This is a genomic window from Xanthomonas sp. NCPPB 3174 (assembly GCF_056725205.1).
Genome location: NZ_CM161517.1, coordinates 3,052,913 through 3,077,023, shown reverse-complemented (window position 1 = coordinate 3,077,023; position 24,111 = coordinate 3,052,913). Strand labels below are relative to the sequence as shown.

Genomic DNA, 24,111 nt, shown 5'->3' with positions numbered 1-24,111 from the left:
CGGCGCCCCCGGAGTCTCCCATGTCCCAAGATACCCCCGCGCCGCTGCTGTTCGCAGATCTCGGCCTCTCCCCTGCTGTGATGAAGGCGGTGGCCGACGTCGGCTACGAGTCGCCGTCGCCGATCCAGGCCGCCACCATCCCGGCGCTGCTGACCGGCCGCGACCTGCTCGGCCAGGCGCAGACCGGCACCGGCAAGACCGCCGCGTTCGCGCTGCCGATCCTGTCGCGGCTGGATTTCGCCCAGCGCAAGCCGCAGGCGCTGGTGCTGGCGCCCACCCGCGAACTGGCGATCCAGGTGGCCGAGGCGTTCCATCGCTATGCCGCCGCGATCCCCGGCTTCCAGGTGCTGCCCGTGTACGGCGGCCAGCCGTACGTGCAGCAGTTGTCGGCGCTCAAGCGCGGCGTGCACGTGGTGGTGGGGACCCCGGGACGGGTGATCGATCACCTGGACCGTGGCACCCTGGACCTGTCCGAACTGAAGACGCTGGTGCTCGACGAAGCCGACGAAATGCTGCGCATGGGCTTCATCGATGACGTCGAGGCGGTGCTGAAAAAGCTGCCGGACTCGCGCCAGGTGGCGCTGTTCTCGGCGACCATGCCGCCGGCGATCAAGCGCATCGCGCAGACCTATCTGAACGATCCGGCCGAGGTGATCATCGCCTCCAAGACCACCACCTCGGCCAACATCCGCCAGCGTTACTGGGCGGTGAGCGGGCTGCACAAGCTCGACGCACTGACCCGGATCCTGGAGGTCGAGCCGTTCGACGCGATGATCATCTTCGCCCGCACCAAGGCCGGCACCGACGAGCTGGCGCAGAAGCTGCAGGCGCGCGGCCTGGCCGCGGCGGCGATCAACGGCGACATCCAGCAGGCGCAGCGCGAGCGGGTGATCCAGCAGCTCAAGGACGGCAAGCTCGACATCCTGGTCGCCACCGACGTGGCCGCGCGCGGCCTGGACGTGGAGCGGATCAGCCATGTGCTGAACTACGACATCCCCTACGACACCGAAAGCTACGTGCACCGCATCGGCCGCACCGGCCGGGCCGGGCGCAGCGGCGAGGCGATCCTGTTCGTCAGCCCGCGCGAGCGCGGCATGCTGCGCGCGATCGAGCGCGCCACCCGCCAGCCGATCGAGGAAATGCAACTGCCGAGCGTCGACGCGGTCAACGACCAGCGGGTGAGCCGCTTCATGGAGAAGATCAGCGAGACCATCGCCGCTGGCGGCATCGACATGTACCGCGACCTGCTGCAGAAGTTCGAGGCCGAGAAGAACGTGCCGATGGTGGAAGTGGCCGCGGCGCTGGCGCGCCTGCTGCAGGGCGAGACGCCGCTGCTGCTGGCCCCGGACCGTCCGCGCCCGCCGCAGGGCGAGCGCTTCGAGCGGCGCGAGCGGCCTGAGCGTGGCGAGCGCCCCGAGCGCCCCCGCTTCGAGCCGAAGTTCGAGCGCGAGCCGCGTGCGCCGCGTCGCGACGACGGCGAGCGTCCGGCGCGTCCGGCCCCGGCCGCGCGCGGCGAGGATTTCGATTACCACCGCGACGTCGGCAGCTTCGAGGCGCCGCGCCGCGACAAGGCGCCGAAAGCGCCGCGCGGCGCGCCGGAAGTGGGCATGGAGACCTACCGCATCGAGGTCGGCCACCAGCATGGGGTCAAGCCGGCCAACATCGTCGGCGCGATCGCCAACGAGGCCGGGCTGGAGAGCAAGTACATCGGCCGCATCGACATCCACGACGACCATTCGGTGCTGGACCTGCCGGCGGACATGCCGCGCGAGTTGCTGACGCACCTGAAGAAAGTCTGGGTGTCCGGCCAGCAACTGCAGATGCGCAAGCTCGACGGCGACGATGCCGGCGGCGCGCCGTTCAAGCCGAAGTTCGCCCGTACCGGCAAGCCCGGCGGCAAGCCCAACGCCGCCGGCCCGCGCCCGGCCGGCCGCTTCGCCGCCGACCGCCCGCCGCGCAAGGGGCCGCCGAAGCGCTGAGAGGCGGGGATTGGGGAGTCGGGATTGGGGATTGGTTGTCGCGTTCCCTGATCCCGATGTCTCCCGTGCCGTCGGGCAGGTCGCTTCCGTGCGGTGACTCGGGCATGCGAGTCGCGCCCCGGCCGCCGTCCGCCTGCCGCCCGACCTTGTTCATTGCCTGGTTACCCGTATCGTCGCCGCACGCGATCACGTGCTTTGACGAATCCCCAATCCCGAATCCCGAATCCCCGCCCCATGCCAGTCCGCCTCAACAAGCACATCGCCGAGACCGGGTTTTGCTCGCGCCGCGAGGCCGATCGGCTGATCGCCGCGCGCCGTGTGACCGTCAATGGCCAGCCGGGTGGGGTCGGTTCGGTGGTGGGCGAGGGCGACGAGGTCAAGGTCGACGGGCAGCCGCTGCGCGCACGCGCCAAGGCCAAGAGCGGGCGCCGCCACGTCTATATCGCGCTGAACAAGCCGGTCGGGGTGACCTGTACCACCGAGAGCGCGGTCAAGGGCAACATCGTCGACTTCGTCGGCCACGAGCAGCGCATCTTCCCGATCGGGCGCCTGGACAAGGAGTCCGAGGGCTTGATCCTGATGACCAGCAACGGCGACATCGTCAACGAGATCCTGCGCGCCGAGAACCGCCATCAGAAGGAATACCTGGTGGCGGTGAACAAGCCGGTCACCGACGAATTCCTGCGCGGCATGGCGCGCGGGGTGCGCGTGCACGACCAGATGACCCTGCCGTGCCGCACTGCGCGGATCGCCAAGTTCGGCTTCCGCATCGTGCTGGAACAGGGGCTCAACCGGCAGATCCGGCTGATGGCCGCGGCCTTCGACTGCCGGGTCACCCAGTTGCGCCGCGTGCGCATCGACAACATCAAGCTCGGCGCGCTGAAGCCGGGCCAGTGGCGCAATCTCACCGAGCAGGAACTGCGCGGCCTGCTGCCGCAGCGGCAGGAGTGGTAACCGCGTCTCAGTGCCGGCGGCCGGCCGCCGCCGGCGCCGGCCGTGCCGGGGCTGGCGTCCGCCACGGATTTGGCCATACTGCGCAACGCCAACCGTCGCTTCCACCGGGTACTCCGTGATCAAGCCTCGCAAGCCCGCCAACGAAGCCGCACGCCTGCAGGCGCTGCATGCGTTGCAGATCCTCGATACCGAACCGGAAGCGTCCTACGACGATCTGGTCGACATCGCCGCCAAGCTGTGCGACACGCCCTCGGCGCTGATCTCGCTGGTGGACGCCGAACGCCAATGGCTGAAGGCGCAGCGCAACGTGTGCCTGTTGAGCAATGCGCGCGACGAGTCGTTCTGCGGGCACACCATCCTGACCCCGGAGCAGGTCATGGTGGTCGCCGACGCCACCGCCGATGCGCGCTTCCAGCACAATCCGCTGGTCACCGAGGGCGGGGTGCGGTTCTATGCCGGCGCGCCGCTGCTGACCCGCGAGGGCCTGCCGGTCGGCACGGTGTGCGTGCTCGACAATCGCCCGCGCACCCTGGAGCCGGAACAACTGGCGGCGCTGCAGGCGCTGTCGCGGCAGGTGATGCAACTGATCGAACTGCGCCGCAGCAGCCATGCGCTGGCGCTGCAACTGCGCGAACGCGCCTGGTACGAGCAACAGTTGCTGCAGTACCAGGAGTCGCTGGAATCGCTCAACGCCGAGTTGCTGGAGCAGGCCCGCACCGATCCGCTGACCGGCCTGCTCAATCGCCGTGCCTTCGCCACCGCGTTGATGATCCACGCCGAGGCGGCGCAGCCGGGTTCGGCGCCGCTCAGCGTGGCGATCCTGGATCTGGACTACTTCAAGAGCGTCAACGACCTGCACGGCCATGACAAGGGCGACGAGGCGCTGTTGGCGCTGGCCGACATGCTGCGCGCGCGCCTGCCGCCGGACAGCGTGGTGGCCCGTTACGGCGGCGGCGAGTTCGCGCTGTTGCTGCCCGGCATGGATGCGGTGCAGGCCATGCGTACCTGCGAGCGCCTGCGCCAGGACACCAGCCTGCTGCAACTCGGCATCCCGCTGACCGCGAGCATCGGCGTGGCCACGCTGCAGGACCACGAGAGCGCCGAGGACCTGCTCAAGCGTGCCGACCAGGGCCTGTTCCAGGCCAAGCGTGCCGGCCGCGATTGCGTGTCGCTGGCGGCGTAGGCACGCCACCTCGCGAACTCAAATCGCGCCGGACGCCTTCGCGCCGTACCCTCACCCCAACCCCTCTCCCAGGGGGAGAGGGGCTACTTCCCCAGCATGCCGCACCCTTCGCGTTGGCCTGCGGTGATGCCGCAACTGCACGGAACGGGGCCAATCCCGACTCCCCAATCCCCAATGCCGGAGTGAACGCCCCAGCGCTCACTCCACCACGTTCTTCGCCTCGCAGGTCGCCAGCAGTTCCGGGTGCTGGACCGGACGCGCGCGGGTCAACAGCGGATGCAGGAACACCGCGCCCAGGATCACCGCCACGCCGAGGTAGAACAGCCCGGTGAGCTGGCGTTGCTCGTCCAGCAGCACGATCGCGAACACGATTGCGTAGACCGGTTCCAGGTTGGTGACCAGTTGCACCGCATAGGCGCTGAGCCGGCGCAGCGCGACCAGGGCCAGGGCGAACGGCAGCAGCGTGCACAGCAGCGCCAGCGCCAGCAGCAGTGCGGTGTCGTGCAGGCTGGGCAGCACCAGCAACGGTCCGCTCAGCGCCGGCAGCACCAACGGCAGCAACGGCGCCAGCGCGGTCAGGGTCAGGGTGCCGGCGCCCAGTTCCAGCGCGGTCACGGTCAGCGGATCGGCATGGTCGACCAGGCGCTTGTTGAGCGAGCCGAATGCCGCCACCAGCAACGCCGACACCGCGCCGACCGCCACGCCGGCGCGCATGCCGTGCGGCACCCCGCCGACCACCAGCGCCACGCCGGGCAGCACCGCCAGGCCGAAGGCCAGTTCGCTGGGGCGGAACGGCCGCTTCGCCACCCACGGTTCGATCACTGCGGTGAACACCGGCGCCAGCGCGATGCAGGTCGCCGCCACCGAGGCATTGGCCAGCTTGATCGCGCCGTAGAACGTGAGCCAGTGCAGGCCGACCAGGGCGCCGACGACGGCATAGCCCAGCGCCAGTTTCGGCGTCAGCGCCGCCAGTCCGCGCCACACCCGCGGCAGCAGCGCCAGCGCCGCCACCACCATCAGCATGCGCCACCACACCAGCGGCAGCGCGGGCAGGGTGATCAGCTTGCCGAGAATCGCGGTGATCCCCCACAGCAGGACGCAGAAATGGATTTGCAGCTGGGCTTTGGTGGTGGGGTGCATCGGCATCCGCGTATTGTCGCGCAAAGCGCGCCGCGACGGTCGCAGATCGGCACGCGGGTCAGGCGTCTGGCGCCGGCGGCGATCCGGCCCGCGCCATCCTGCGCGCATAGGCGGCGGTGAGCGGCGGCACCAGCAGCGCCGTCACCACCACCGAGGTCGCCACCAGCGCGGTCGCGGCCGGCGCGGTGGCCCGGAACTGCGGCGCTACGGCCGCCACCAGCGCCGGCGTGGCGACCGCCGCGCCGGCGGTACTGGAGGCGGCGAGGCCGGCGCTGCCGTTGCCGCCGGCCAGCCAGCGATCGGCCAGCAGCAGCGGGATCCCGGTCGCCACGATCACCAGCAGGCCGAGTGCGATCCCAGCCAAGCCGGCATGGGCGACCATGCGCAGGTCCAGGGTGTTGCCCAGGGCGAAGGCGAAGAACGGGATCAGCGCCGGCACCGCCCGCGCGAACAAGGCCCGCAGCGCCGGGTCTAGATTGCCGAGCGCGAAACCGATCAGCAGTGGCAGCACCGCGCCCAGTAGCAACCGCGGTTCGAAGCTGGCGACGCCGGCAGTGCCGAGGATCAGCATGGTCACCAGCGGACCGGATTCCAGCGACATCAGCGCCATCGCCCCGGCCTCGCCGCGGCGGCCGTACTGCTGCATGAGCGCGGCGAACAGGCCGGCGTTGGTCATGTCCATCGCCGCGACCAGCGCCAGCACCGACATGCCACTCCACAGGCCGGCGACGATGCCGCCTGGCGGCAACAGGCGCGCGGCGATCACCGCGGTCAGCCACGCCACCGCGATCTTGGTCAGCACCAGCACGCCGGAGGCGCGCAGCACGCGGCCGCCGCTGCGCAGCCGGATCGAGGCGCCCAGGCAGAAGCACCACACCGCCAGGATCGGCACCAGCCCGCCGATCAGGCCCTGGGTGAACGAGCCGAACCAGGCGCCGGCCTGCGGCCACAGCGTGTGGCAGAGGGCGCCGAGCAGCAGTGGTGCCAGCATCATGCCGCCGGGAAGACGTTCGAGCGTGTGCTTGATCCGCATCGAGGGCTCCGCGTGTGGAGGCGCGGCGCGGGGCCGCGGCCCGGCGACGGCGCCGGACGGACGGTGTTGTACCGCAGCGGGGCGACCGGCGGGTGTCGCCGGGTGTGCGCGCGCGAGGCTCGGTTCAGTCGTGTTGCGGCCGTGGCGTCGCCGGTCGCGCCTACGCCGTGTGCCACATCGCATGTGCGTGGCCGAACGCGTCACGCCTGTGCGGCGGACCCCAGCAGCTTCAGCAAGGCCATCGCCGCGGCGGGATTGCGTTCCTTGGCGGCGCTGATGAAGTAGACGAACACCTCGCGCGGCGTGGTCTTGGCCACCGTCGCGTCCGCGTGCGGCAGCGTTTGCGGATCTTCGCCGCGGCGCCAGGCCTGTGCGTGCGCGGCCCAGGCCTGCAGTTCCTTGGGCGGGTAGCCATGGGCGAGGTCGGCGCGGCTGCGCATCAGCCGCGCATAGACGAAGTCGGTGCTCAGGTCGGCGAAGGAGGGGAATTCGGGCGAATCGGTGAACACCGTGGCCACGCCGTGCCGGCGGGTCAGGTGCAGCAGTTCCGGGCCGACGCAGGCCGGATCGCGCACTTCCAGCACGTGGCGCAGCCGGTGTCCGCCGACCTTGCGCGGCAGCAGCTCCAGGAATGCGGCCAGGTCGTCCAGGTCCAGGCGATGGCCGTGCTCGAACTGCCACAGCAGCGGGCCGAGGCGGTCGCCGAGGCTGGCGATGCCGCCGACGAAGTCCTCGACCTGCGTGCCGGCACCGGCCAGCCTCCGCAGCGTGGTGATGCGCTTGGGCGCCTTGGCCGAGAACAGGAAGCCCGGCGGCGTCTCGTCGCGCCAGCGCACATAGGTGTCCGGCTTCTGCGCGCCGTAGTAGGTGCCGTTGATCTCGATGCTGGTGACGTGGCGGCTGGCGTACTCCAGCTCGCGGCGCTGCACCAGGCCCTGCGGATAGAACATGCCGCCGCGCCATGGTGCGTAGGTCCAGCCGCCGATGCCGACGCGGATGCCGTCCGGCGCGGCCGGGGCGGAGTCGAAGAGGTCGTTCATGCGGGCGGGTCCGGCTGCGGGCGGGGTGCGATTGTGCCGCAGCGTGGCGTTGCGGGGTGTCGTCGCGGGACGCAGGGGCTGGACGTGTCGTGGCGGTGGCGGCCGTGGCCTGCGTGGGGGGGGGGGCGTGCGCGAGGTCGTATGGCGTGCCGGCGAGCACTTGCGGGGACAAAGATGGAACGTGGTTGTGGCGTCGGGCTGCCTGGCTTGTCGACGTGGGCCGTCAGCGCAGGTACCGGTCGGAGCGGCAGTCGCCACAATGGCGCTCGCCGCCGCTGAGGGCCTGCCGCAAAGGGCCTGGCAGGCTCTACACTCGCCAGGTGCGCGCGCGGTGGCGTGCGGCTTCGGTTTCCCTTCTTCAGGAGCGACGCAGTTGAAGAGCATCTCGATGGGCTGCGGCCTGTTGCTGGCGATGAGCGCCACCGTGCAGGCGCAGGCGCCGGCCCCCACCGCGGTTCCCGCACCGGCGCCGGCCGCATTGCCGCCGGGGCTGCAGGATCTGGACGCGCAGGTGGAGCGCGTGCGCAAGCAGTTCGACGTGCCGGGCATCGCCATCGCCATCGTCAAGGATGGGCAGGTGGTGCTGGAGCGCGGCTATGGCGTGCGCGAACTCGGCAAGCCGGAACCTGTGGACGCGCAGACCCTGTTCGCCATCGCCTCCAACACCAAGGCCTTCACCGCCGCGGCGCTGTCGATCCTGGCCGACGAGGGCAAGCTCAAGCTGGAGGACCGGGTGGTGGACCACCTGCCGTGGTTCCAGATGTCCGATGCCTACGTCACCCGCGAGATGCGCGTGCGCGACCTGCTCAGCCATCGCAGCGGCCTGAGCCTCGGCGCCGGCGACCTGCTGTTCTGGCCGGCCACCAGCTACAGCAACGAAGAGGTGGTGCGGCGGCTGGCGCACGTGCCGCTGAAGGGCGGTTTCCGCGACCGCTACGCCTACGACAACATCCTGTATGCGGTGGCGCAGAAGCTGATCGAGCAGGTGTCCGGGCAGAGCTACGCCGACTTCGTACGCCAGCGCATCTTCGTGCCGGTGGGCATGACCGGCGCGCGCATCAACAGCGATCATCTGCAGCCGGGCGATGCAGCCGCGGTCGGCCATGCGAAGTTCGATTTCCGCGAGCTGCGCACGGTGGCGCCGCTGACCTGGTCCAACAATTCCGGCGCCGGCGGCATCTACGCCAACGTGCACGACATGGCCAAGTGGATGCAGGTGCAGCTCGACGGCGGGCGCCTGCCGTCGGCCGACGGCCAGGCGCGGCAGCTGTTCAGCGCGCAGCGCCAGCAGGAGATGTGGCAGATGATCACGCCGATCGCGATCTCCGAGCCGAGCGTGCCGGAACTGCTGCCGGCCAAGCCCAACTTCGCCGGCTACGGCGAGGGCTGGAGCCTGAGCGACTACCGTGGCGCCAAGCTGGTCTGGCACACCGGCGGCTGGCCGGGCATGGTCTCGCGGCTGACCCTGGTGCCGGAGCGCAAGCTGGGCGTGATCGTGCTGACCAACCAGGAGGTCGGCGCCGCCTTCAACGCGATCACCCTGCGCGTGCTCGACGCCTACCTGGGCGCGCCGGCGACCGACTGGACCGCCGCCTACGCCAAGGCCGTGGCCAAGGCCGACGCCAATGCCGACGAGGACTGGGCCAAGCACGTCGCGGCGCGTGACGCCAAGTCCACCCCGTCGCTGCCGCTGTCCGGCTACGCCGGCACCTACCGCGACCCGTGGTACGGCGACGTGGTGGTGCGCCAGCAGGGCAAGCGCCTGGAACTGCAGTTCAGCAAGACCGCGCAACTGGTCGGCAGCCTGGAGCACTGGCAGCACGACACCTTCATCGTGCGCTGGCGCGACCGCTCGCTCAACGCCGACGCCTTCATCAACTTCGCGCTCACGCCCGACGGCAAGGTGCGCGAGGCACGCATGCAGGCGATCTCGCCGCTGACCGATTTCAGCTTCGATTTCCAGGATCTGGTGCTGACGCCGGAGTGAAGGCCGGGATTGGGGAGTGGGGATTCGGGATTCGTAGGAGCGGCTTCAGCCGCGACCGGGCTTTACCGAGAAGGCCCGGTCGCGGCTGAAGCCGCTCCTACAGGTGGATGAAGCGCGCAGGGAGCCGCTTTTGCGAATCCCCAATCCCGAATCCCCAATCCCGGCGTCACGGTCCGTGACGCCGAATACGCTACCCTGACGCCCCTTTTCAGGCGTGACGTGGCGATGTTCCGCTGGTTCGAGTCCCTGATCGAGGTCTTTCCGAAGATCGAGACGCAGATGCCGCCGCGTGGGGTGGTGCGCTTCTATCTGCACTATCTGCGCCCGCTGTGGCCGTTGCTGCTGGCCACGCTGCTGGCCGGTCTCGCGCTGGCGCTGGTGGAAGTGGCGATGTTCGACTTCCTCGGCCGCATCGTCGACATGGTCGCCGAGCAGCCGGGGCCAGACTTCTTCCAGCGCCACGCGGGCGAACTGCTGTGGATGGCCTTCATCGTGCTGGTGGCGCGGCCGCTGTTCGTGGCCCTGCACAACCTGCTGGTGAACCAGGCCATCGTGCCGGGCCTGAGCAACCGCGCGCGCTGGCTGATGCACAACTACGTGGTGCGGCAGAGCCTGGGCTTCTTCCAGAACGACTTCGCCGGGCGCATCGCCAATCGGGTGATGCAGACCGGCACTTCGCTGCGCGAGTCGGCGGTGCAGATGGTCGATGCGCTCTGGTACATCGTGGTCTATACCGGCAGCGCGCTGTACCTGTTCGCGCAGGCCGATCCCTGGCTGATGGCGCCGCTGCTGGTGTGGGTGCTGGCCTACGTGGCGCTGATGGTCTACTTCGTGCCGCGGATGAAGCAGCGTGCCTGGATCGCCTCGGACGCGCGCTCCAAGGCGATGGGCCGCATCGTCGACGGCTACACCAACATCGCCACGCTCAAGCTGTTCTCGCATGCCGGGCGCGAGCAGGCCTACGTGCGCGAGGCGATCGACGAGCTGGCGGTCAAGCACCGTGGGCAGACCCGCATGACCACGGCGATGGACAGCGCCATCGCCATCGTCAACGGCTTCCTGATCGCGGTGACCTGCGGGCTGGCGCTGTGGCTGTGGAGCCGTGGCCAGATCAGCGTCGGCGCGATCACCCTGGCCACCGGCCTGGTGATCCGCATCCACAACATGTCCGGCTGGATCATGTGGACCGTCAACGGCATCTTCGAGGACATCGGCGCGGTGCAGGACGGCATGGAGACCATCGCGCAGCCGGCGCAGGTGCAGGACCGCGCCGACGCGGTGCCGCTGCGCGTGGAGCGCGGCGAGGTGCGCTTCGAGCACATCCACTTCCACTACGGCAAGCGCGGCGGGGTCATCGCCGGGCTCGACCTGCAGGTGCGCGCGGGCGAGAAGATCGGCCTGGTCGGGGCGTCCGGTGCCGGCAAGTCGACCCTGGTCAACGTGCTGCTGCGGCTGTACGACCTGGAGCAGGGCCGCATCCTGATCGACGGCCAGGACATCGCCGGCGTCACCCAGGAGAGCCTGCGTCAGCAGATCGGCCTGGTCACCCAGGACACCTCGCTGCTGCACCGCTCGATCCGCGACAACCTGTTGTACGGCCGTCCCGACGCCAGCGAGGCGCAACTGCGCGCGGCGGTGGCCAAGGCGCGCGCCGACGAGTTCATCGAACAACTGCAGGACGGCGAGGGCCAGCGCGGCTACGACGCCCAGGTGGGCGAGCGCGGGGTCAAGCTGTCCGGCGGCCAGCGCCAGCGCATCGCCATCGCCCGCGTGCTGCTCAAGGACGCGCCGATCCTGATCCTGGACGAGGCCACCTCGGCGCTGGATTCGGAAGTGGAGGCGGCGATCCAGGACAGCCTGGACGAGCTGATGGCGGGCAAGACGGTGATCGCGATCGCCCACCGGCTCTCGACCATCGCGCGGATGGACCGGCTGGTGGTGATGGACCGCGGCGCCATCGTCGAGACCGGCACCCACGCCGAGCTGGTCGCCCGCGGCGGCCTGTACGCGCGGCTGTGGGCGCGCCAGACCGGCGGCTTCGTCGCGGCGGACTGAAAACGGCGCCGCACCAGGCGGCTGCGGCGCAGCGGGGCAGGGCACGCCTGGCGGCGCTGCCGGCGGGCGGCGGGACGCCGTGCCTCGCCCAGGGGCGGCGCCCGCCGCCCGGCAATGCGACAATGCCCGGCTTACCGACGTTCGCCAGACCATGTCCCGATTGCAGTTCCAGCTCCACACCACCGACGGCGCCGCCCGTCGCGGCCGCCTGACCTTCCCGCGCGGGACGGTCGAGACCCCCGCGTTCATGCCGGTGGGCACCTACGGCTCGGTCAAGGGCGTGCTGCCCGAGCAGATCAAGGCGCTGGGCGCGCAGATCATCCTCGGCAACACCTTCCACCTGTACCTGCGCCCGGGCCTGGACGTGATCGGCGACCACGGCGGCCTGCACGGCTTTGCCCGCTGGGACGGGCCGATCCTCACCGATTCCGGCGGTTTCCAGGTGTTCTCGCTGGCGCACCGGCGCAAGATCAGCGAGCAGGGTGTCACCTTCGCCTCGCCGACCGACGGCGCCAAGGTGTTCCTGGGGCCGGAGGAGAGCATGAAGATCCAGCGGGTGCTCGATTCGGACATCGTGATGATCTTCGACGAATGCACTCCGTACCCGGCCACCGAGGACGTGGCGCGGCGCTCGATGGAACTGAGCCTGCGCTGGGCGCAGCGCTCGCGCGACGCGCACGACGCGCTGGGCAACGATGCGGCGCTGTTCGGCATCGTCCAGGGCGGCGTGCATGCGGACCTGCGCAGCCGCTCGATCGAGGGACTGCAGGCGATCGGCTTCGACGGCTATGCGATCGGCGGCCTAGCGGTGGGCGAGCCGGAGCACGAGCGCAACGCCATGCTCGAGCACCTGCATCCGCGCCTGCCCGGCGACCGCCCGCGCTACCTGATGGGCGTGGGCCGGCCGGAGGACCTGGTCGAGGGCGTGGCCCGCGGCGTGGACATGTTCGACTGCGTGATGCCGACCCGCAACGCGCGCAACGGCCACTATTTCACCTCGTTCGGCACGGTGCGCATCCGCAACGCCAAGTACGAGCGCGACCTCGACCCGATCGAGCCGGGCTGCGGCTGCCACGCCTGCAGCAGCGGTTACACCCGCGCCTACCTGCGCCACCTGGACCGCTGCAACGAGATGCTGGCGCCGATGCTCGGCACCCTGCACAACCTCTGGTACTACCAGAAGCTGATGGCCGACATGCGCGCGGCGATCGCGGCGGGAACCTTTGCCCAGTTCCGGCGGTCCTTCTATGCGGCGCGCGGGGTCGAAGCCACACCACTCCCGTCGGAGCAGGGCTGAAGCCCCTCTCCCACCGGGAGAGGGGTTGGGGTGAGGGTCCGGGCGCAGCCTCGTGCAGTCCAAGTGACACGAGGGTCCGGGCGCAGCCTCGTGCAGTCGAGATGACACGTGGCTTCGCCCGGACCCTCATCCGCCGCTACGCGGCACCTTCCCCCGAGAAGGGGGCCGTGGGTCCCGACGGGAGAAGGGAGGGGCGTCGCGGCGGTTCCGGAGGGTGAAGGAAGATCGTGGCATAATCGGCGGCTGCTTGCCGCCTCAAGGCAAACCAGCGGTCCGTGCCCCCAGGGCGCCGGGCTGCCCAAACCATAGGACGCACCCGATGAATCCGCTCGATTTCCTGATCCCCGTCGCCCAGGCCCAGACCGCCGGCGGCACCGCCCCGGCCGGTGGCGGCCTGCAGATGTTCCTGCTGCCCATCATCCTGATCGCGGTGATGTATTTCGTGATGATCCGGCCGCAGATGAAGCGCCAGAAGGAACACAAGTCGATGCTGGACAAGCTCGGCCGTGGCGACGAGGTCATCACCTCCGGCGGCGTGGCCGGCGTGGTCACCGACATCGGCGACAACTTCATCACCATCGAAGTGGCCGACAACGTGCGCATCCGCGTGCAGAAGGGCGCCGTCGGCAATGTCCTGCCGAAGGGCACGCTGAAGTCCGCCTGATCCATTTCTCCTAATGCTAGGCGCGACGCCGGCGTGGCGTCGTGCGGGGTCCCGCAATGCTCGAGTTTCCGCGCTGGAAGTATGTCCTCATCCTGATCGTGCTGGCGTTGAGCGCGTTGTACGCGCTGCCCAACGTGTACCAGAAGGATCCGTCGGTCCAGATCACCGCCAGCCGTGGCGGCAAGATCGACGACGCCCTGCGCGAGCGGGTCCTCGCCGACCTGAAGACGGCCGGGATCACCCCGAAGCGGGTCGACAAGGAAGGCGACAGCCTGATGGTGCGCCTGCCGAACCTGCAGGCGCAGACCCGTGCCAACGACGTGCTGCGCCAGCAGGTGGGCGAGAACTACACGGTGGCGCTGAACCTGGCCTCGACCGTGCCGGACTGGCTGTCGCGGCTGGGCGGCAAGCCGATGGTGCTGGGCCTCGACCTGGTCGGCGGCGTGCACTTCGCGCTGCAGGTGGACCAGAAGGCGGCGCTGGAAAAGCGCCTGGACGCCTTCGCCGAAGACATCCGCACCACCTTGCGCGACGGCCGTCTGGCCTACCGTTCGGTCGAGCGCCGTCCGGACAACAGCATCCAGGTCAGCCTGGGCGAGGGCGTGGACGCCAGCGCCGCGCGCGCCGCCATCGCCAAGGCGCAGCCGACCCTGAGCTACGCGGTGTCCGGGCAGACCATCACCGTCACCGTGCCGGAGGCGGAGCTGAAGCAGATCGCCGCCGGCGCCATCGAGCAGAACCTCACCACGCTGCGTAACCGCGTCAACCAGTTGGGCGTGGCCGAGCCGATCATCCAGCGCCAGGGCGACGACCGCATCGTGGTCGAGCTGCCGGGCGTGCAGGACACTGCCGAGGCCAAGCGCATGATCGGCGCCACCGCCACCCTGGAGTTTCGCGGCGTGGTCGACGGCAATGCCGAGGACGCGGTGCGCAGCGGCAACATCCCGCCCGACGCCAAGGTCTACCGCCTGCGCGACAGCGGCGCCCCGGTGCTGCTGAGCAAGCGCGTGCTGGTGTCCGGCGACCAGATGGTCAACGCCACCGTCAGCACCGACCAGAACGGCATGCCGGCCGTGGCGGTGACGCTCAACAACGCCGCCGGCCAGCGCATGTTCGACTACACCAGCGCCAATACCGGCAAGCTGATGTCGGTGGTCTACATCGAGCGCATCCCCACCGTGACCATGGTCGACGGCAAGGAAGTGCGCAGCGTGCGCGTCAACGAGGAGGCGCTGGCGCCGACCCGCATCGCCGGCGTGTTCGGCAAGAACTTCCAGACCACCGGCCTGGAGAAGACCGAGGCCGAGAACCTGGCCAAGCTGCTGCGCGCCGGTTCGCTGGCCGCGCCGATGGACTTCGTCGAGGAATACGTGATCGGCCCCAGCCTGGGCGCGGAGAACGTGGAGCGCGGCATCACCGCGGTGGTCTATGCGTTCCTGTTCACCCTGGTGTTCTTCAGCGTGTACTACCGCATGTTCGGCCTGATCACCTCGGTCGCGCTGCTGATGAACCTGCTGATCGTGGTCTCGGTGATGTCGCTGTTCGGCGCCACCATGACCCTGCCGGGCTTCGCTGGCCTGGCGTTGTCGGTGGGCCTGTCGGTGGACGCCAACGTGCTGATCAACGAACGTATCCGCGAAGAGTTGCGCCTGGGCGTGCCGCCCAAGTCGGCGATCGCCGCCGGCTACGAGAAGGCCGGCGGCACCATCCTCGACGCCAACCTCACCGGCATCATCGTCGGCGTGGCGCTGTACGCGTTCGGTACCGGCCCGCTGAAGGGCTTCGCGCTGACCATGATCATCGGCATCTTCGCCTCGATGTTCACCGCGATCACCGTGTCGCGCGCGCTGGCGGTGCTGATCTACGGCCGTCGCAAGAAGCTCAAGTCCGTGGCGATCTGAGCCGCGCACGCCATCTTCCGCACGACCCCGCGCCGGCAGGCGCGGGCTCCAAAAAACGCAGAGCGGTCTCCAATGAAAATCTTCCCGCTTCACCTGATCCCCAACGACACCAAGATCGACTTCATGCGCTGGCGGCACCCGACCCTGGTGCTGATGCTGGTGCTGGCGCTGGCCTCGTTCGCGGTGATCTTCGCCAAGGGCTTCAACTACGCGCTGGAGTTCACCGGTGGCGCGCTGGTGCAGACCAGCTTCCAGAAGCCGGTCGACGTGGACCAGGTGCGCGAGCAACTGGCCAAGGCCGGCTTCGAGAACGCGCAGGTGCAGAACGTCGGCAGCGGCAACGAGGTGGTGATCCGCCTGCAGCCGCAGGGCGAGCACAACAACGAGGACATCACCAAGAACCTCGCCGAGCAGGTGCGCAAGGCGGTGAGCACGCCGCAGAACCCGGCCACGGTCAAGCCGGGCGAGTTCGTCGGCCCGCAGGTCGGCAAGGACTTGGCGCTGAACGGCGTCTACGCCACGGTGTTCATGCTGGTCGGCTTCCTGATCTACATCGGCTTCCGCTTCGAGTGGAAGTTCGCGGTGGTGGCCAGCCTGACCGCGCTGTTCGATCTGCTGGTGACGGTGGCCTACATGTCGGTCACCGGCCGCGAGTTCGATCTCACCGTGCTGGCCGGCCTGCTGTCGGTGATGGGCTTTGCGATCAACGACATCATCGTGGTGTTCGACCGCGTGCGCGAGAACTTCCGCAGCCTGCGCGTGGACCCGATCGAGGTGCTGAACCGCTCGATCAACCAGACCCTGTCGCGTACGGTGATCACCGCGGTGATGTTCTTCCTGTCGGCGCTGGCGCTGTACCTGTATGGCGGCGAGTCGATGGAAGGCCTGGCGCTGACCCACATGATCGGCGCGGTGATCGTGGTGGTCTCCTCGGTGATCGTGGCGGTGCCGCTGCTGTCGATCGGGCCGTTCCAGGTCACCAAGCAGGACCTGCTGCCGAAGGCCAAGGATGTGGAGGCGCTGGCGCGTCGGCCCTGATGGGGCTGGGAGTGGGGATTCGGGATTGGGGATTTGTAAAAGCGTGATTTCCTGGGCCTGAAACACTTCCTCCAGCGAACGAAAAAGCCGCGCGGATGCGCGGCTTTTTCTTTGTGTGGATGCCGGGGTTCCCCTGCCGTAGGAGCGGCTTCAGCCGCGACGCCTTGCCGGTAAAGCGTCGCGGCTGAAGCCGCTCCTACAGCAACGTCTGCCGGTTCAGCGCGTGGGACGGGGCCGTCGAGGACGGCCCAGTCCCTCTACAGCGTCCGTACCGCGTAGGGCGTTCCGACTAGGCCGCATTGGCGGTCGCACGGGCGACCAGTTGCGCCACCATCGGGTAGGTCTCGCTGCGTACCTGGAACTGGCCGACGATCTCCACCAGGTCGCCTGCCTGCTGCTCCATCGCGCGTGCGGCGGCGGTGGCTTCCTCAACCAGAGCGGCGTTCTGCTGGGTGGTCTCGTCCATCTGGGTGACGGTCTGGTTGACCTGCTCGATGCCGGCCGACTGCTCCTGCGAGGCGGCGGCGATCTCGCCCATGATGTCGGTGACGCGCTGCACCGAGGCCACGATGTCCTGCATCGTCGTGCCGGCCTGGGCGACCAGGGTCGAACCCGCGCTCACGCGCTGGACCGAGTCGTCGATCAGCGTCTTGATCTCCTTGGCCGCGCTGGCCGAGCGCTGGGCGAGGGTGCGGACCTCGCTGGCGACCACCGCGAAGCCGCGGCCCTGTTCGCCGGCACGGGCGGCTTCGACCGCGGCGTTGAGCGCCAGGATGTTGGTCTGGAAGGCGATGCCGTCGATGACCCCGATGATGTCGGCGATCTTCTTCGAGGCGACCTCGATGCCGTTCATGGTGGTGACCACCTGGCCGACCACGCTGCCGCCCTGCGAGGCCACCGCGGCGGCGCCGGCGGCGAGTTGGTTGGCCTGGCGTGCGTGTTCCGCGTTCTGCTTCACCGTGGCGGTCAGTTCCTCCATCGAGGCGGCGGTTTCCTCCAGGCTGGCGGCCTGCTGCTCGGTGCGGCGCGACAGGTCGTCGTTGCCGCTGGCGATCTCGCCGGCGGCGGTGTCGATGCTGGCCGCGGCCTGCTGGATGCGGCCGACCATGTCGGTCAGCTGCGCGACGGTGGTGTTGGCATCGTCGCGCATCCGTGCGAACACGCCGTGGAACTCGCCCTGCATGGTCTGGGTCAGGTCGCCGGCGGCGATGGCGCGCAGCAACTGCGACAGCGCCGCCAGGTTGGTCTCGGTGCCGGTCATCATCGTGTTGAGATTGGCCACCATGTCGTGGAAGGCGTGGCGGAAGCGCTGCGCTTCGCCGCGGCGCGAGAAGTCGCCTTGCGCGGCGGCGCGCACCAGCAGGTCGATCTCCTGGTTGATCGCGACGAGGTTGCGCTTCACCTTGGCCATGGTCTCGGTCAGGATCGCCATCTCGCCCGGGAACTGTTCCAGGTCGCGGCTGAGGTCGCCTTCGGCGTATTCGCCCATCAGCGTGATCAGCCGCTGCTTGACCGAAATATGGCTCTGCACCAACGCATTGGTGTCGCGCACCATGCGCCCGTAATCGCCCGGGAAGCGCGCCTCGTCCATGCGGAAGCTGATCTGGCCGGCGGCATGCTGCCGGGCCATCTCGGTCTGCGCCTGGATCACCGTGCGCAGTTCCTCCTGCATCTGCCGCATGTCGTTGAGCAGCGACGGCGCCTGCGAGCGCAGCCGCACCTCCTGCGACAGGTCGCCGCTGGCGATGCGGCGGACCACGTCGGCCGCGTAGGCCGGCTCGCCGCCGAGCTGGCGCATCAGGCTGTTGCGGACCAGCAGGCCGAGCAGGATCGCGGCGACGATGCCGACCAGCATGCCGCCCAGGCTGGTCCATTCGCCGGACTGCGCGCGCGCCTCGCTCTCGGCCTTGCGCACCTGCAGCAGTGCGCGTTCGGCGTTCTCGTACTGGCCGATCGTGGCGCGCAGCCCGTCCATCTGCTGCTTGCCGACGGTCCGGAATGCATCCAGCTGGGCGTCGTCGCTGTCGGCGGCGGTGGCGCGCATGTGCTCCACCGCCTTGCGCTTGGTCGCCATGAACTGCGTGTAGTCCTGCATCAGGGTCTGCAGGCGCGCCTGCTGCGCCGGGTTGTCCGCGGTCAACTGCTTGGACTCCTGCCACTGTGCGCTGAACTCGCGTTCGCCGAGTTCGAGCGGCGCCAGGTAGGACGGATCGCGGGTCAGGGCGAAGCCGCGCGCGCCGCTCTCGATGTTGAGCAGGCTCACCAGCATGCGGTCGCCGAGGGTGATGACCTTGTAGGTATGCGCGTCCAGCGCGGCGGCGCTGGTGAATTTGCGGAAGCCGATCAGGCTGGTGATGCCCACCAGCAACAACATGGCGATCACGCCGCAGAAGCCGATTGCCAGGCGCTTGGTGACGGTGAGATGATGGAAGGACACGCGAGATCTCCGATAGATGCGAGAGAGCGGCGCCACCGGCTCCATTGCCGCGGGGACGGCAACGCAGGCACGGATCAGCGGGGGAATTTCGGGCAAAAGCCCGCATCTGTATCGGCCGCGTTTTCGGGATCTTTAGGGGTTTTTTTCGCCGATCTCAGCGTGCGCATCGCCCCAGGCCGCGGCGCCTGCATGGCGCACGTCGTAACGCGTTCTTCTACGCAAGCGCCAATCAAGCAGCGGTGAAGCGCACGGCGTGCAGTGCGTGAGCACGGCGTGACGCGTCTGCCACGCCGCGTGCCGCCTCGGGCGGAGATGTCTTTCTCGCAGGACGCGGCCTGCACCGCGCGCGGCGATCGTCGGGATCCCCGAGTGCGGGATCTGCGAATGCCGGGCACAAAAAAAGCCGCGCAAGTGCGCGGCTTTCTGCTGTGTCGATGTCGCTGTGCCGGCGCAGCGCCGGTCGCCTCGCTCAGAACTTCGCGTCGAACTCGCCGGCGAAGCCGGTGTTGACGATCAGCTTCTGCAGCGCGTCGCCGACCTTCAGGTTGCCGGCCACCACCTGGAACTGCTGTGGGCCGCGGTCGTCGATGCGGCCCAGGGTGCCGCCCTTGAAATCGGTGACGCGGCCGCCGGCCTCGCGCACCAGCAGCACGCCGGCGGCGATGTCCCAGGCCTTCACCCCGGCTTCGAAGTAGGCGTCGCTGCGGCCGCAGGCGACATAGGCCAGATCCAGTGCCGCCGAGCCGGTGCGGCGGATGTCCTCGGCCTGCACCAGCAGCGCATCCACGCACTTGAGCTGCGGGCTGGCACGCTTGCGCTCGCGCGGGGCGAAGCCGGTGTGGACCATGGCGCCGTTGAGTTCCTTGCGCTCGCTGACGCGGATGCGGCGGTCGTTGAGCACCGCGCCGTTGCCGCGGCTGGCGGTGAACAGTTCGTTGCGCAGCGGATCGAAGATCACCGCGTCGACCGGCTCGCCGTTCTCGACCAGGGCGATCGACACGCAGTAGTGCGGGAAGCCGCGCAGGTAGTTGCTGGTGCCGTCGAGCGGGTCGATCACCCACATGTAGCGGCCGCCGCCCTGCACGCCGCTTTCCTCGCCCATCACGCCGTAGTCGGGATAGGCGCGGCGCAGCTCCTTGACGATCACCTTTTCCGCATCGGCATCGACTTCGCTGGCGTAGTCCATGCGGTCCTTCTGCACCACGTTCAGCGCTTCCAGGCGGTTGATGTGGCGCAACAGGACGTTGCCGGCGAGGCGGGCGGCCTTGACCATGACGGTGACGGCGGGTTTTTGCATGGCAAGCGCTCCCGAGAAGGCGGAGGTGGGTCTGGAGGAGGAAAAGAGCAGTCCGGCGCCAAGGCCGGCCGCACAGTTTACCATCTACGCCCCCGTTCGCTTCGCCTGCCGTGCTGCCATGACCGATTCCACCCGTATCCGCTTCGTCCTGGTCGGGACCCAGCATCCCGGCAATATCGGTGCGGCTGCGCGCGCGATGAAGACCATGGGGCTGTCGCGGCTGGTGCTGGTGGCGCCGGAATGCGAGCTGGATACCGAGGCATACCGGCGTTCGGCCGGGGCCGAGGACCTGCTGCAGCAGGCGCCGGTGTTGCCCGCGCTGAGCGACGCGGTGGCCGATTGCCGGCTGGTGCTGGGCTGCACCGCGCGCAGCCGCCGCGTGTCGCTGGAGGAACTGCTGCCGGCCGATGCCGCGCAGCGCCTGACCGCGACCAGCGCCGAGCCGGCGGAAGTGGCGCTGGTGTTCGGCCGCGAGCGCACCGGCCTGACCAACGAGGAGCTGCAGCTGTGCCACGCGGCCGTGCACATTCCCTCCGATCCGGCGTTCAGCTCGCTCAATCTGGCCGCGGCGGTGCAGGTGCTGGCCTACGAGCTGCGCCTGGCGCACCTGCGCGGCGTCGCCCCGGCGCCTGCGCCGGCACCGGGCTTCCGCGAGGCGCCGGCCAGTCATGCGCAGGTGGAAGGCCTGTTCGGGCAGTTGGCCGAGACCCTGGACGACATCGACTTCCACAAGGGGCGCGCCCCGGACTCGGCGATGCGCAAGCTGCGCCGCCTGTTTCTGCGCACCGAGCTGACCGAACAGGAGGTGCGCCTGCTGCGTGGCGTGCTGTCCGATGCGCAGCGCATGGCGCGGCTGGCCGGGCAGGCCGGAAACTGAGGCCCGTCAAGGCGCGAAGGCGACGAGCGCGGCACCTGTCGCGAGGCACTGGCCGGGCCAGGGACGCGGGCGCGGCCGGCGCCATTCTGTGACGCTGTCACCGGCATGCGCTTTCGGCTAGGCTTTGCAAGGTCTATTTGGGGATCGTGGTTTGTCCAGTTCGCGTTGGCGGGTGGTCGTGGTGTGGCTGGCGCTGGCGATCTGCTGGTCCGCGTCCGTGCACGCGCGGCCCTCGGTCCTGGTGCTGGGGCGCATCAGCGACAACCCCAAGGCCCATTACGAGCAACTCAAGCCGCTGCTGGACTACGTGGTGCCGCGCATGCGCGAGGTCGGCATCACCTCCGGGCAGATCCTGATGGCCCGCGACAGCCAGCAGATGAGCAGTTACCTGCGACGTGGCCGGGTCGACTGGGTCACCGAGACCGCCGCCACCGCCATGGCGCTGGAACAGCGCGGCGGTGCCAAGCCGCTGCTGCTGACCGAGCGCAACGGCGTGCGCCAGTACCACACCGTGTTCTTCGTGCGCCGCGACGGGCCCGTGCATGACCTGTCGGACCTGAAGGGACATACCCTGGCCCTGCAGAGCGCGCTGTCCACCAGCGCCTACCTGGTGCCGATGATGACGCTGTTCGAGCACGATCTGCATCCGGAGATCCTGCTCTCGACCAAGGACCAGCCCTCGGCGGACACGGTCGGCTATGTGTTCGCGCGCTCGGAGCTGAACATCGCCGCCTTCGTGCACAAGCATCTGGTGGATGCGGGGGCGTTCAGCAACCTCGACTGGGACGACGAGCGCCGCATTCCGCCGGCGTTCCTGCGCGATTTCCGGGTGATCTACCGCAGCGAGCCGTATCCGCGCGCGGTGGAGATGGTGCGCAGCGACCTGCCGACCGAGGTGGAGACGCGCTTGCGCGAGGTCCTGCTGCACGCCGCCGACGACCCGCAGGGGCGCGCGGCGCTGCGCCAGTTCTTCGGGACCTCCGGGTTCTATCCGATCGATCCGGCGTCGCAGAAGCGCCTGGACAGCCTGCGCGCCGGCGTGGCGCGGGTGAGGCTGGAAGTGGAATGAAGAGCATGCGTTTCGGGTTGCAGGCCAGGTTCCTGTTGGCCATGGGCGTGGCTGCCCTGCTGGTGATGGCGATCCTGGCACTGCTGCTGGAGCGCCAGGCGGCGATGCAGCGCGAGGTGCGCACGCTCAGCGGCAACGCCATCCACAGCCTGTTCGACAGCAGCATGCGCACCCGCGGCGAGTCGCTGGCGCGGCAGCTGGCCGATTCGCTCGCCAATCCGGTGTACTACTCCGACCTGGACGCGATCGGCACGCAGGTGCGCGGCGCGCTGGGCTATGTCGCGGTGGCCTATGTGCTGGTCTACGACGCCGATGGACGGTTGATCCACGACGGCAGCGAGAGCCTGGCGGGGTACGGACAGCGCATGCGCGGGCCGATGGCCGAGGCCGCAATCCGCGCAAAGGGGCTGCTGGCCCAGGAGTCGCCGGAGTTCCTCGACGTGTCGATGCCGATCATGATCGGCGATCAGCGTGTGGGCGGGGTGCGGGTGGGCATGTCCTGGGCGCGTGCGCAGGAATACGAGCGCAAGGCCGGGCAGAACCTCGACCAGCGCCTGGGCGCATTGGGCAAGCGCCATCTCGGCTGGTTGCTGCTGTTGCTGGCCGCGCTGGGCCTGACCGCGGCGATGGTGACGGTCTACGTGCAGCGCACCCTGGTGGCACCGTTGCGCTGGATGGCGGCGGCCGCGCGCCAGATCGAGGCCGGCAACTATGCGGTGGAGCGCCGCGACAGCGGCCGCCACGACGAGGTCAGCGAATTGCTGCGCGCGTTCGGGCGGATGAGCGAGGCGATCGCCCGCCACGACCGCGATGTGCGCCACATGGCCTACACCGATGCGTTGACCGGGCTGACCAACCGGCTCGCGTTCCGCGAGGCGCTGGACCATCGCATGCTGTCGGCACGCGCCTCGCAACGCCGGCTGGCGCTGCTGTTCGCCGACATCGACGATTTCAAGCGGATCAACGACACGCTCGGTCACGAGGCCGGCGACGAAGCCCTGCTGCAGTTCGCGCGGCGCATCCAGCTGGCGGTGGAACAGCTGGGCGGCGACGACGCGCTGCTGGCGCGCTTCGGTGGCGACGAGTTCGTGATCCTGGTGGAGGACGCGCAGGCGGCCAAGGTCGCCACCGCGCTGGCGCAGCGGCTGGTGCAGGAACTGCGCGAGCCACTGCGGATCCAGGGCCGCGAGGTGTTCATGGGCACCTCGATCGGCATCACCGTCTATCCGGGCGATGCCGAGGATGCGTCGGCACTGCTGAAGAACGGCGATATCGCCATGTACCAGGCCAAGCTGGCCGGCAAGAACTGCCACCGCTTCTACAGCCGCGCGATGGACTATGCAGTGGAGCGGCGCGTGCACATGGAGCACGAGCTGCGCGGCGCCTGGGAGCGCGACGAACTCAAGCTGGCCTACCAGCCGATCTTCCGCACCCAGGACCGGCGCATGGTCGGCGTGGAAGTGCTGCTGCGCTGGCAGCACCCGGCGATGGGCACGATCTCGCCGACGGTGTTTATCGACGTGGCCGAACAGAGCGGCTTGATCGAAAGCATCGGCCCGAAGGTGCTGCGCGCGGCCTGCAGCGAGGCCACCCAGTGGCGGCGCGCCGACGGCAGCGCCGACCTGTTCGTCTCGGTCAACGTCTCGCCGCGGCAGTTGCGCAGCGGCGATCTGCCCGAAGTGGTGGCCGACTGCCTGCGCGAGTCCGGGCTGCCGGCGGCGCAGCTGCATCTGGAGCTGACCGAGACCGCGGTGATCGGCGACGAACTGCAGGCGGCGAGCATGCTGGCGCGGCTGCACCGTACCGGGGTCAAGGTCTGGCTGGACGACTTCGGCACCGGCTTCTCCGGCCTGAGCCACCTGCGCCAGGTGCCGGTGGACGGGGTCAAGATCGACAAGAGCTTCGTCGCCGACCTGCAGCGCGATCCGGACGACCTGGCGCTGACCACCGCGATCATCGCCATGGCGCATTCGCTGGACATCACCGTGGTCGCCGAGGGCATCGAGCAGGAGGCGCAGTTCGAACTGTTGCGCGAGCGCGGCTGCGAACTGGGGCAGGGCTTCTGGCTCAGCCGCCCGCTCAGCGCCGAGGAATTCCGCCAGTTGCTGGCCAGCGAGGATGCGCCACCGGCCGATGCCTGAGGGTTGCCGCGGCGCTGCG

The 24,111-nt window shown here is 69.3% G+C and carries 17 protein-coding genes; 12 read left to right on the top strand and 5 right to left on the bottom strand.

Annotated features, from left to right (window positions below; all coding sequences use genetic code 11):
- The first annotated feature begins 20 nt into the window (after positions 1 to 20).
- The 3 genes from AC1PK7_RS13660 (at position 21) to AC1PK7_RS13650 (ending at position 4,116) form a co-directional block, all read left to right on the top strand.
- Positions 21 to 1,979, top strand: a complete 1,959-nt coding sequence (locus tag AC1PK7_RS13660; protein WP_481098482.1) for a DEAD/DEAH box helicase — start codon at positions 21 to 23, stop codon at positions 1,977 to 1,979.
- A gap of 234 nt (positions 1,980 to 2,213) precedes the next feature.
- Positions 2,214 to 2,933: a pseudouridine synthase gene (locus AC1PK7_RS13655; RefSeq protein ID WP_481098481.1), complete on the top strand. Its 720-nt coding sequence runs from the start codon at positions 2,214 to 2,216 to the stop codon at positions 2,931 to 2,933.
- A gap of 115 nt (positions 2,934 to 3,048) precedes the next feature.
- Positions 3,049 to 4,116 carry a sensor domain-containing diguanylate cyclase gene (locus AC1PK7_RS13650; RefSeq protein WP_481098480.1) on the top strand — a complete coding sequence of 356 codons (1,068 nt, stop codon included), beginning with the start codon at positions 3,049 to 3,051 and terminating at the stop codon, positions 4,114 to 4,116.
- A gap of 198 nt (positions 4,117 to 4,314) precedes the next feature.
- Here the strand turns inward: AC1PK7_RS13650 and AC1PK7_RS13645 are convergent, their stop codons facing one another.
- From AC1PK7_RS13645 to AC1PK7_RS13635, 3 genes are all read right to left on the bottom strand, one after another.
- Positions 4,315 to 5,262, bottom strand: coding sequence for a DMT family transporter (locus AC1PK7_RS13645; protein WP_481098479.1), 948 nt, complete (start codon positions 5,260 to 5,262; stop codon positions 4,315 to 4,317).
- Positions 5,263 to 5,314: 52 nt separating this feature from the next.
- Positions 5,315 to 6,289, bottom strand: a complete 975-nt coding sequence (locus AC1PK7_RS13640) for a 2-keto-3-deoxygluconate permease (RefSeq protein WP_481098478.1) — start codon at positions 6,287 to 6,289, stop codon at positions 5,315 to 5,317.
- Positions 6,290 to 6,489: 200 nt separating this feature from the next.
- Entirely contained in the window at positions 6,490 to 7,329 is an 840-nt protein-coding gene (locus tag AC1PK7_RS13635) for a DUF72 domain-containing protein (RefSeq protein ID WP_481098477.1), read from the bottom strand.
- 412 nt (positions 7,330 to 7,741) lie between these two features.
- Here AC1PK7_RS13635 and AC1PK7_RS13630 point away from each other — a divergent pair, with 412 nt between their 5' ends.
- From AC1PK7_RS13630 to secF, 6 genes are all read left to right on the top strand, one after another.
- Entirely contained in the window at positions 7,742 to 9,316 is a 1,575-nt protein-coding gene (locus AC1PK7_RS13630) for a serine hydrolase (protein ID WP_481100898.1), read from the top strand.
- A 225-nt stretch (positions 9,317 to 9,541) separates the two neighbouring features.
- Positions 9,542 to 11,371 (top strand): ABC transporter ATP-binding protein, encoded by a 1,830-nt coding sequence (locus AC1PK7_RS13625; RefSeq protein ID WP_481098476.1) that lies wholly within the window; start codon positions 9,542 to 9,544, stop codon positions 11,369 to 11,371.
- A gap of 151 nt (positions 11,372 to 11,522) precedes the next feature.
- Positions 11,523 to 12,668 carry a tRNA guanosine(34) transglycosylase Tgt gene (gene tgt, locus AC1PK7_RS13620; protein WP_043095645.1) on the top strand — a complete coding sequence of 382 codons (1,146 nt, stop codon included), beginning with the start codon at positions 11,523 to 11,525 and terminating at the stop codon, positions 12,666 to 12,668.
- A gap of 319 nt (positions 12,669 to 12,987) precedes the next feature.
- The gene (gene yajC, locus AC1PK7_RS13615) at positions 12,988 to 13,332 is read left to right on the top strand and encodes a preprotein translocase subunit YajC (protein ID WP_010343515.1); all 345 of its coding nucleotides are present in this window, start codon (positions 12,988 to 12,990) and stop codon (positions 13,330 to 13,332) included.
- A gap of 56 nt (positions 13,333 to 13,388) precedes the next feature.
- Positions 13,389 to 15,233, top strand: coding sequence for a protein translocase subunit SecD (secD, locus tag AC1PK7_RS13610; RefSeq protein ID WP_420007303.1), 1,845 nt, complete (start codon positions 13,389 to 13,391; stop codon positions 15,231 to 15,233).
- Positions 15,234 to 15,305: 72 nt separating this feature from the next.
- Positions 15,306 to 16,271, top strand: coding sequence for a protein translocase subunit SecF (gene secF, locus AC1PK7_RS13605; protein ID WP_420007302.1), 966 nt, complete (start codon positions 15,306 to 15,308; stop codon positions 16,269 to 16,271).
- A gap of 289 nt (positions 16,272 to 16,560) precedes the next feature.
- Here the strand turns inward: secF and AC1PK7_RS13600 are convergent, their stop codons facing one another.
- Together AC1PK7_RS13600 and AC1PK7_RS13595 are read right to left on the bottom strand one after the other, a co-directional pair.
- The gene (locus AC1PK7_RS13600; RefSeq protein ID WP_481098475.1) at positions 16,561 to 18,708 is read right to left on the bottom strand and encodes a methyl-accepting chemotaxis protein; all 2,148 of its coding nucleotides are present in this window, start codon (positions 18,706 to 18,708) and stop codon (positions 16,561 to 16,563) included.
- Positions 18,709 to 19,177: 469 nt separating this feature from the next.
- Positions 19,178 to 20,005 carry an inositol monophosphatase family protein gene (locus AC1PK7_RS13595; RefSeq protein ID WP_048492516.1) on the bottom strand — a complete coding sequence of 276 codons (828 nt, stop codon included), beginning with the start codon at positions 20,003 to 20,005 and terminating at the stop codon, positions 19,178 to 19,180.
- A gap of 118 nt (positions 20,006 to 20,123) precedes the next feature.
- Between AC1PK7_RS13595 and AC1PK7_RS13590 the strand changes: the two genes are divergently transcribed.
- The 3 genes from AC1PK7_RS13590 to AC1PK7_RS13580 all read left to right on the top strand — a co-directional run bounded on the left by AC1PK7_RS13590 (position 20,124) and on the right by AC1PK7_RS13580 (position 24,092).
- On the top strand, positions 20,124 to 20,882 hold the full coding sequence (locus AC1PK7_RS13590) for an RNA methyltransferase (protein WP_420007300.1): 759 nt from the start codon (positions 20,124 to 20,126) through the stop codon (positions 20,880 to 20,882).
- Positions 20,883 to 21,033: 151 nt separating this feature from the next.
- Positions 21,034 to 21,951, top strand: coding sequence for a phosphate/phosphite/phosphonate ABC transporter substrate-binding protein (locus AC1PK7_RS13585; RefSeq protein ID WP_481098474.1), 918 nt, complete (start codon positions 21,034 to 21,036; stop codon positions 21,949 to 21,951).
- Positions 21,948 to 24,092, top strand: a complete 2,145-nt coding sequence (locus tag AC1PK7_RS13580; RefSeq protein ID WP_420007299.1) for a putative bifunctional diguanylate cyclase/phosphodiesterase — start codon at positions 21,948 to 21,950, stop codon at positions 24,090 to 24,092. The genes AC1PK7_RS13585 and AC1PK7_RS13580 overlap by 4 nt, the downstream gene beginning before the upstream one ends.
- Positions 24,093 to 24,111: the final 19 nt, after the last annotated feature.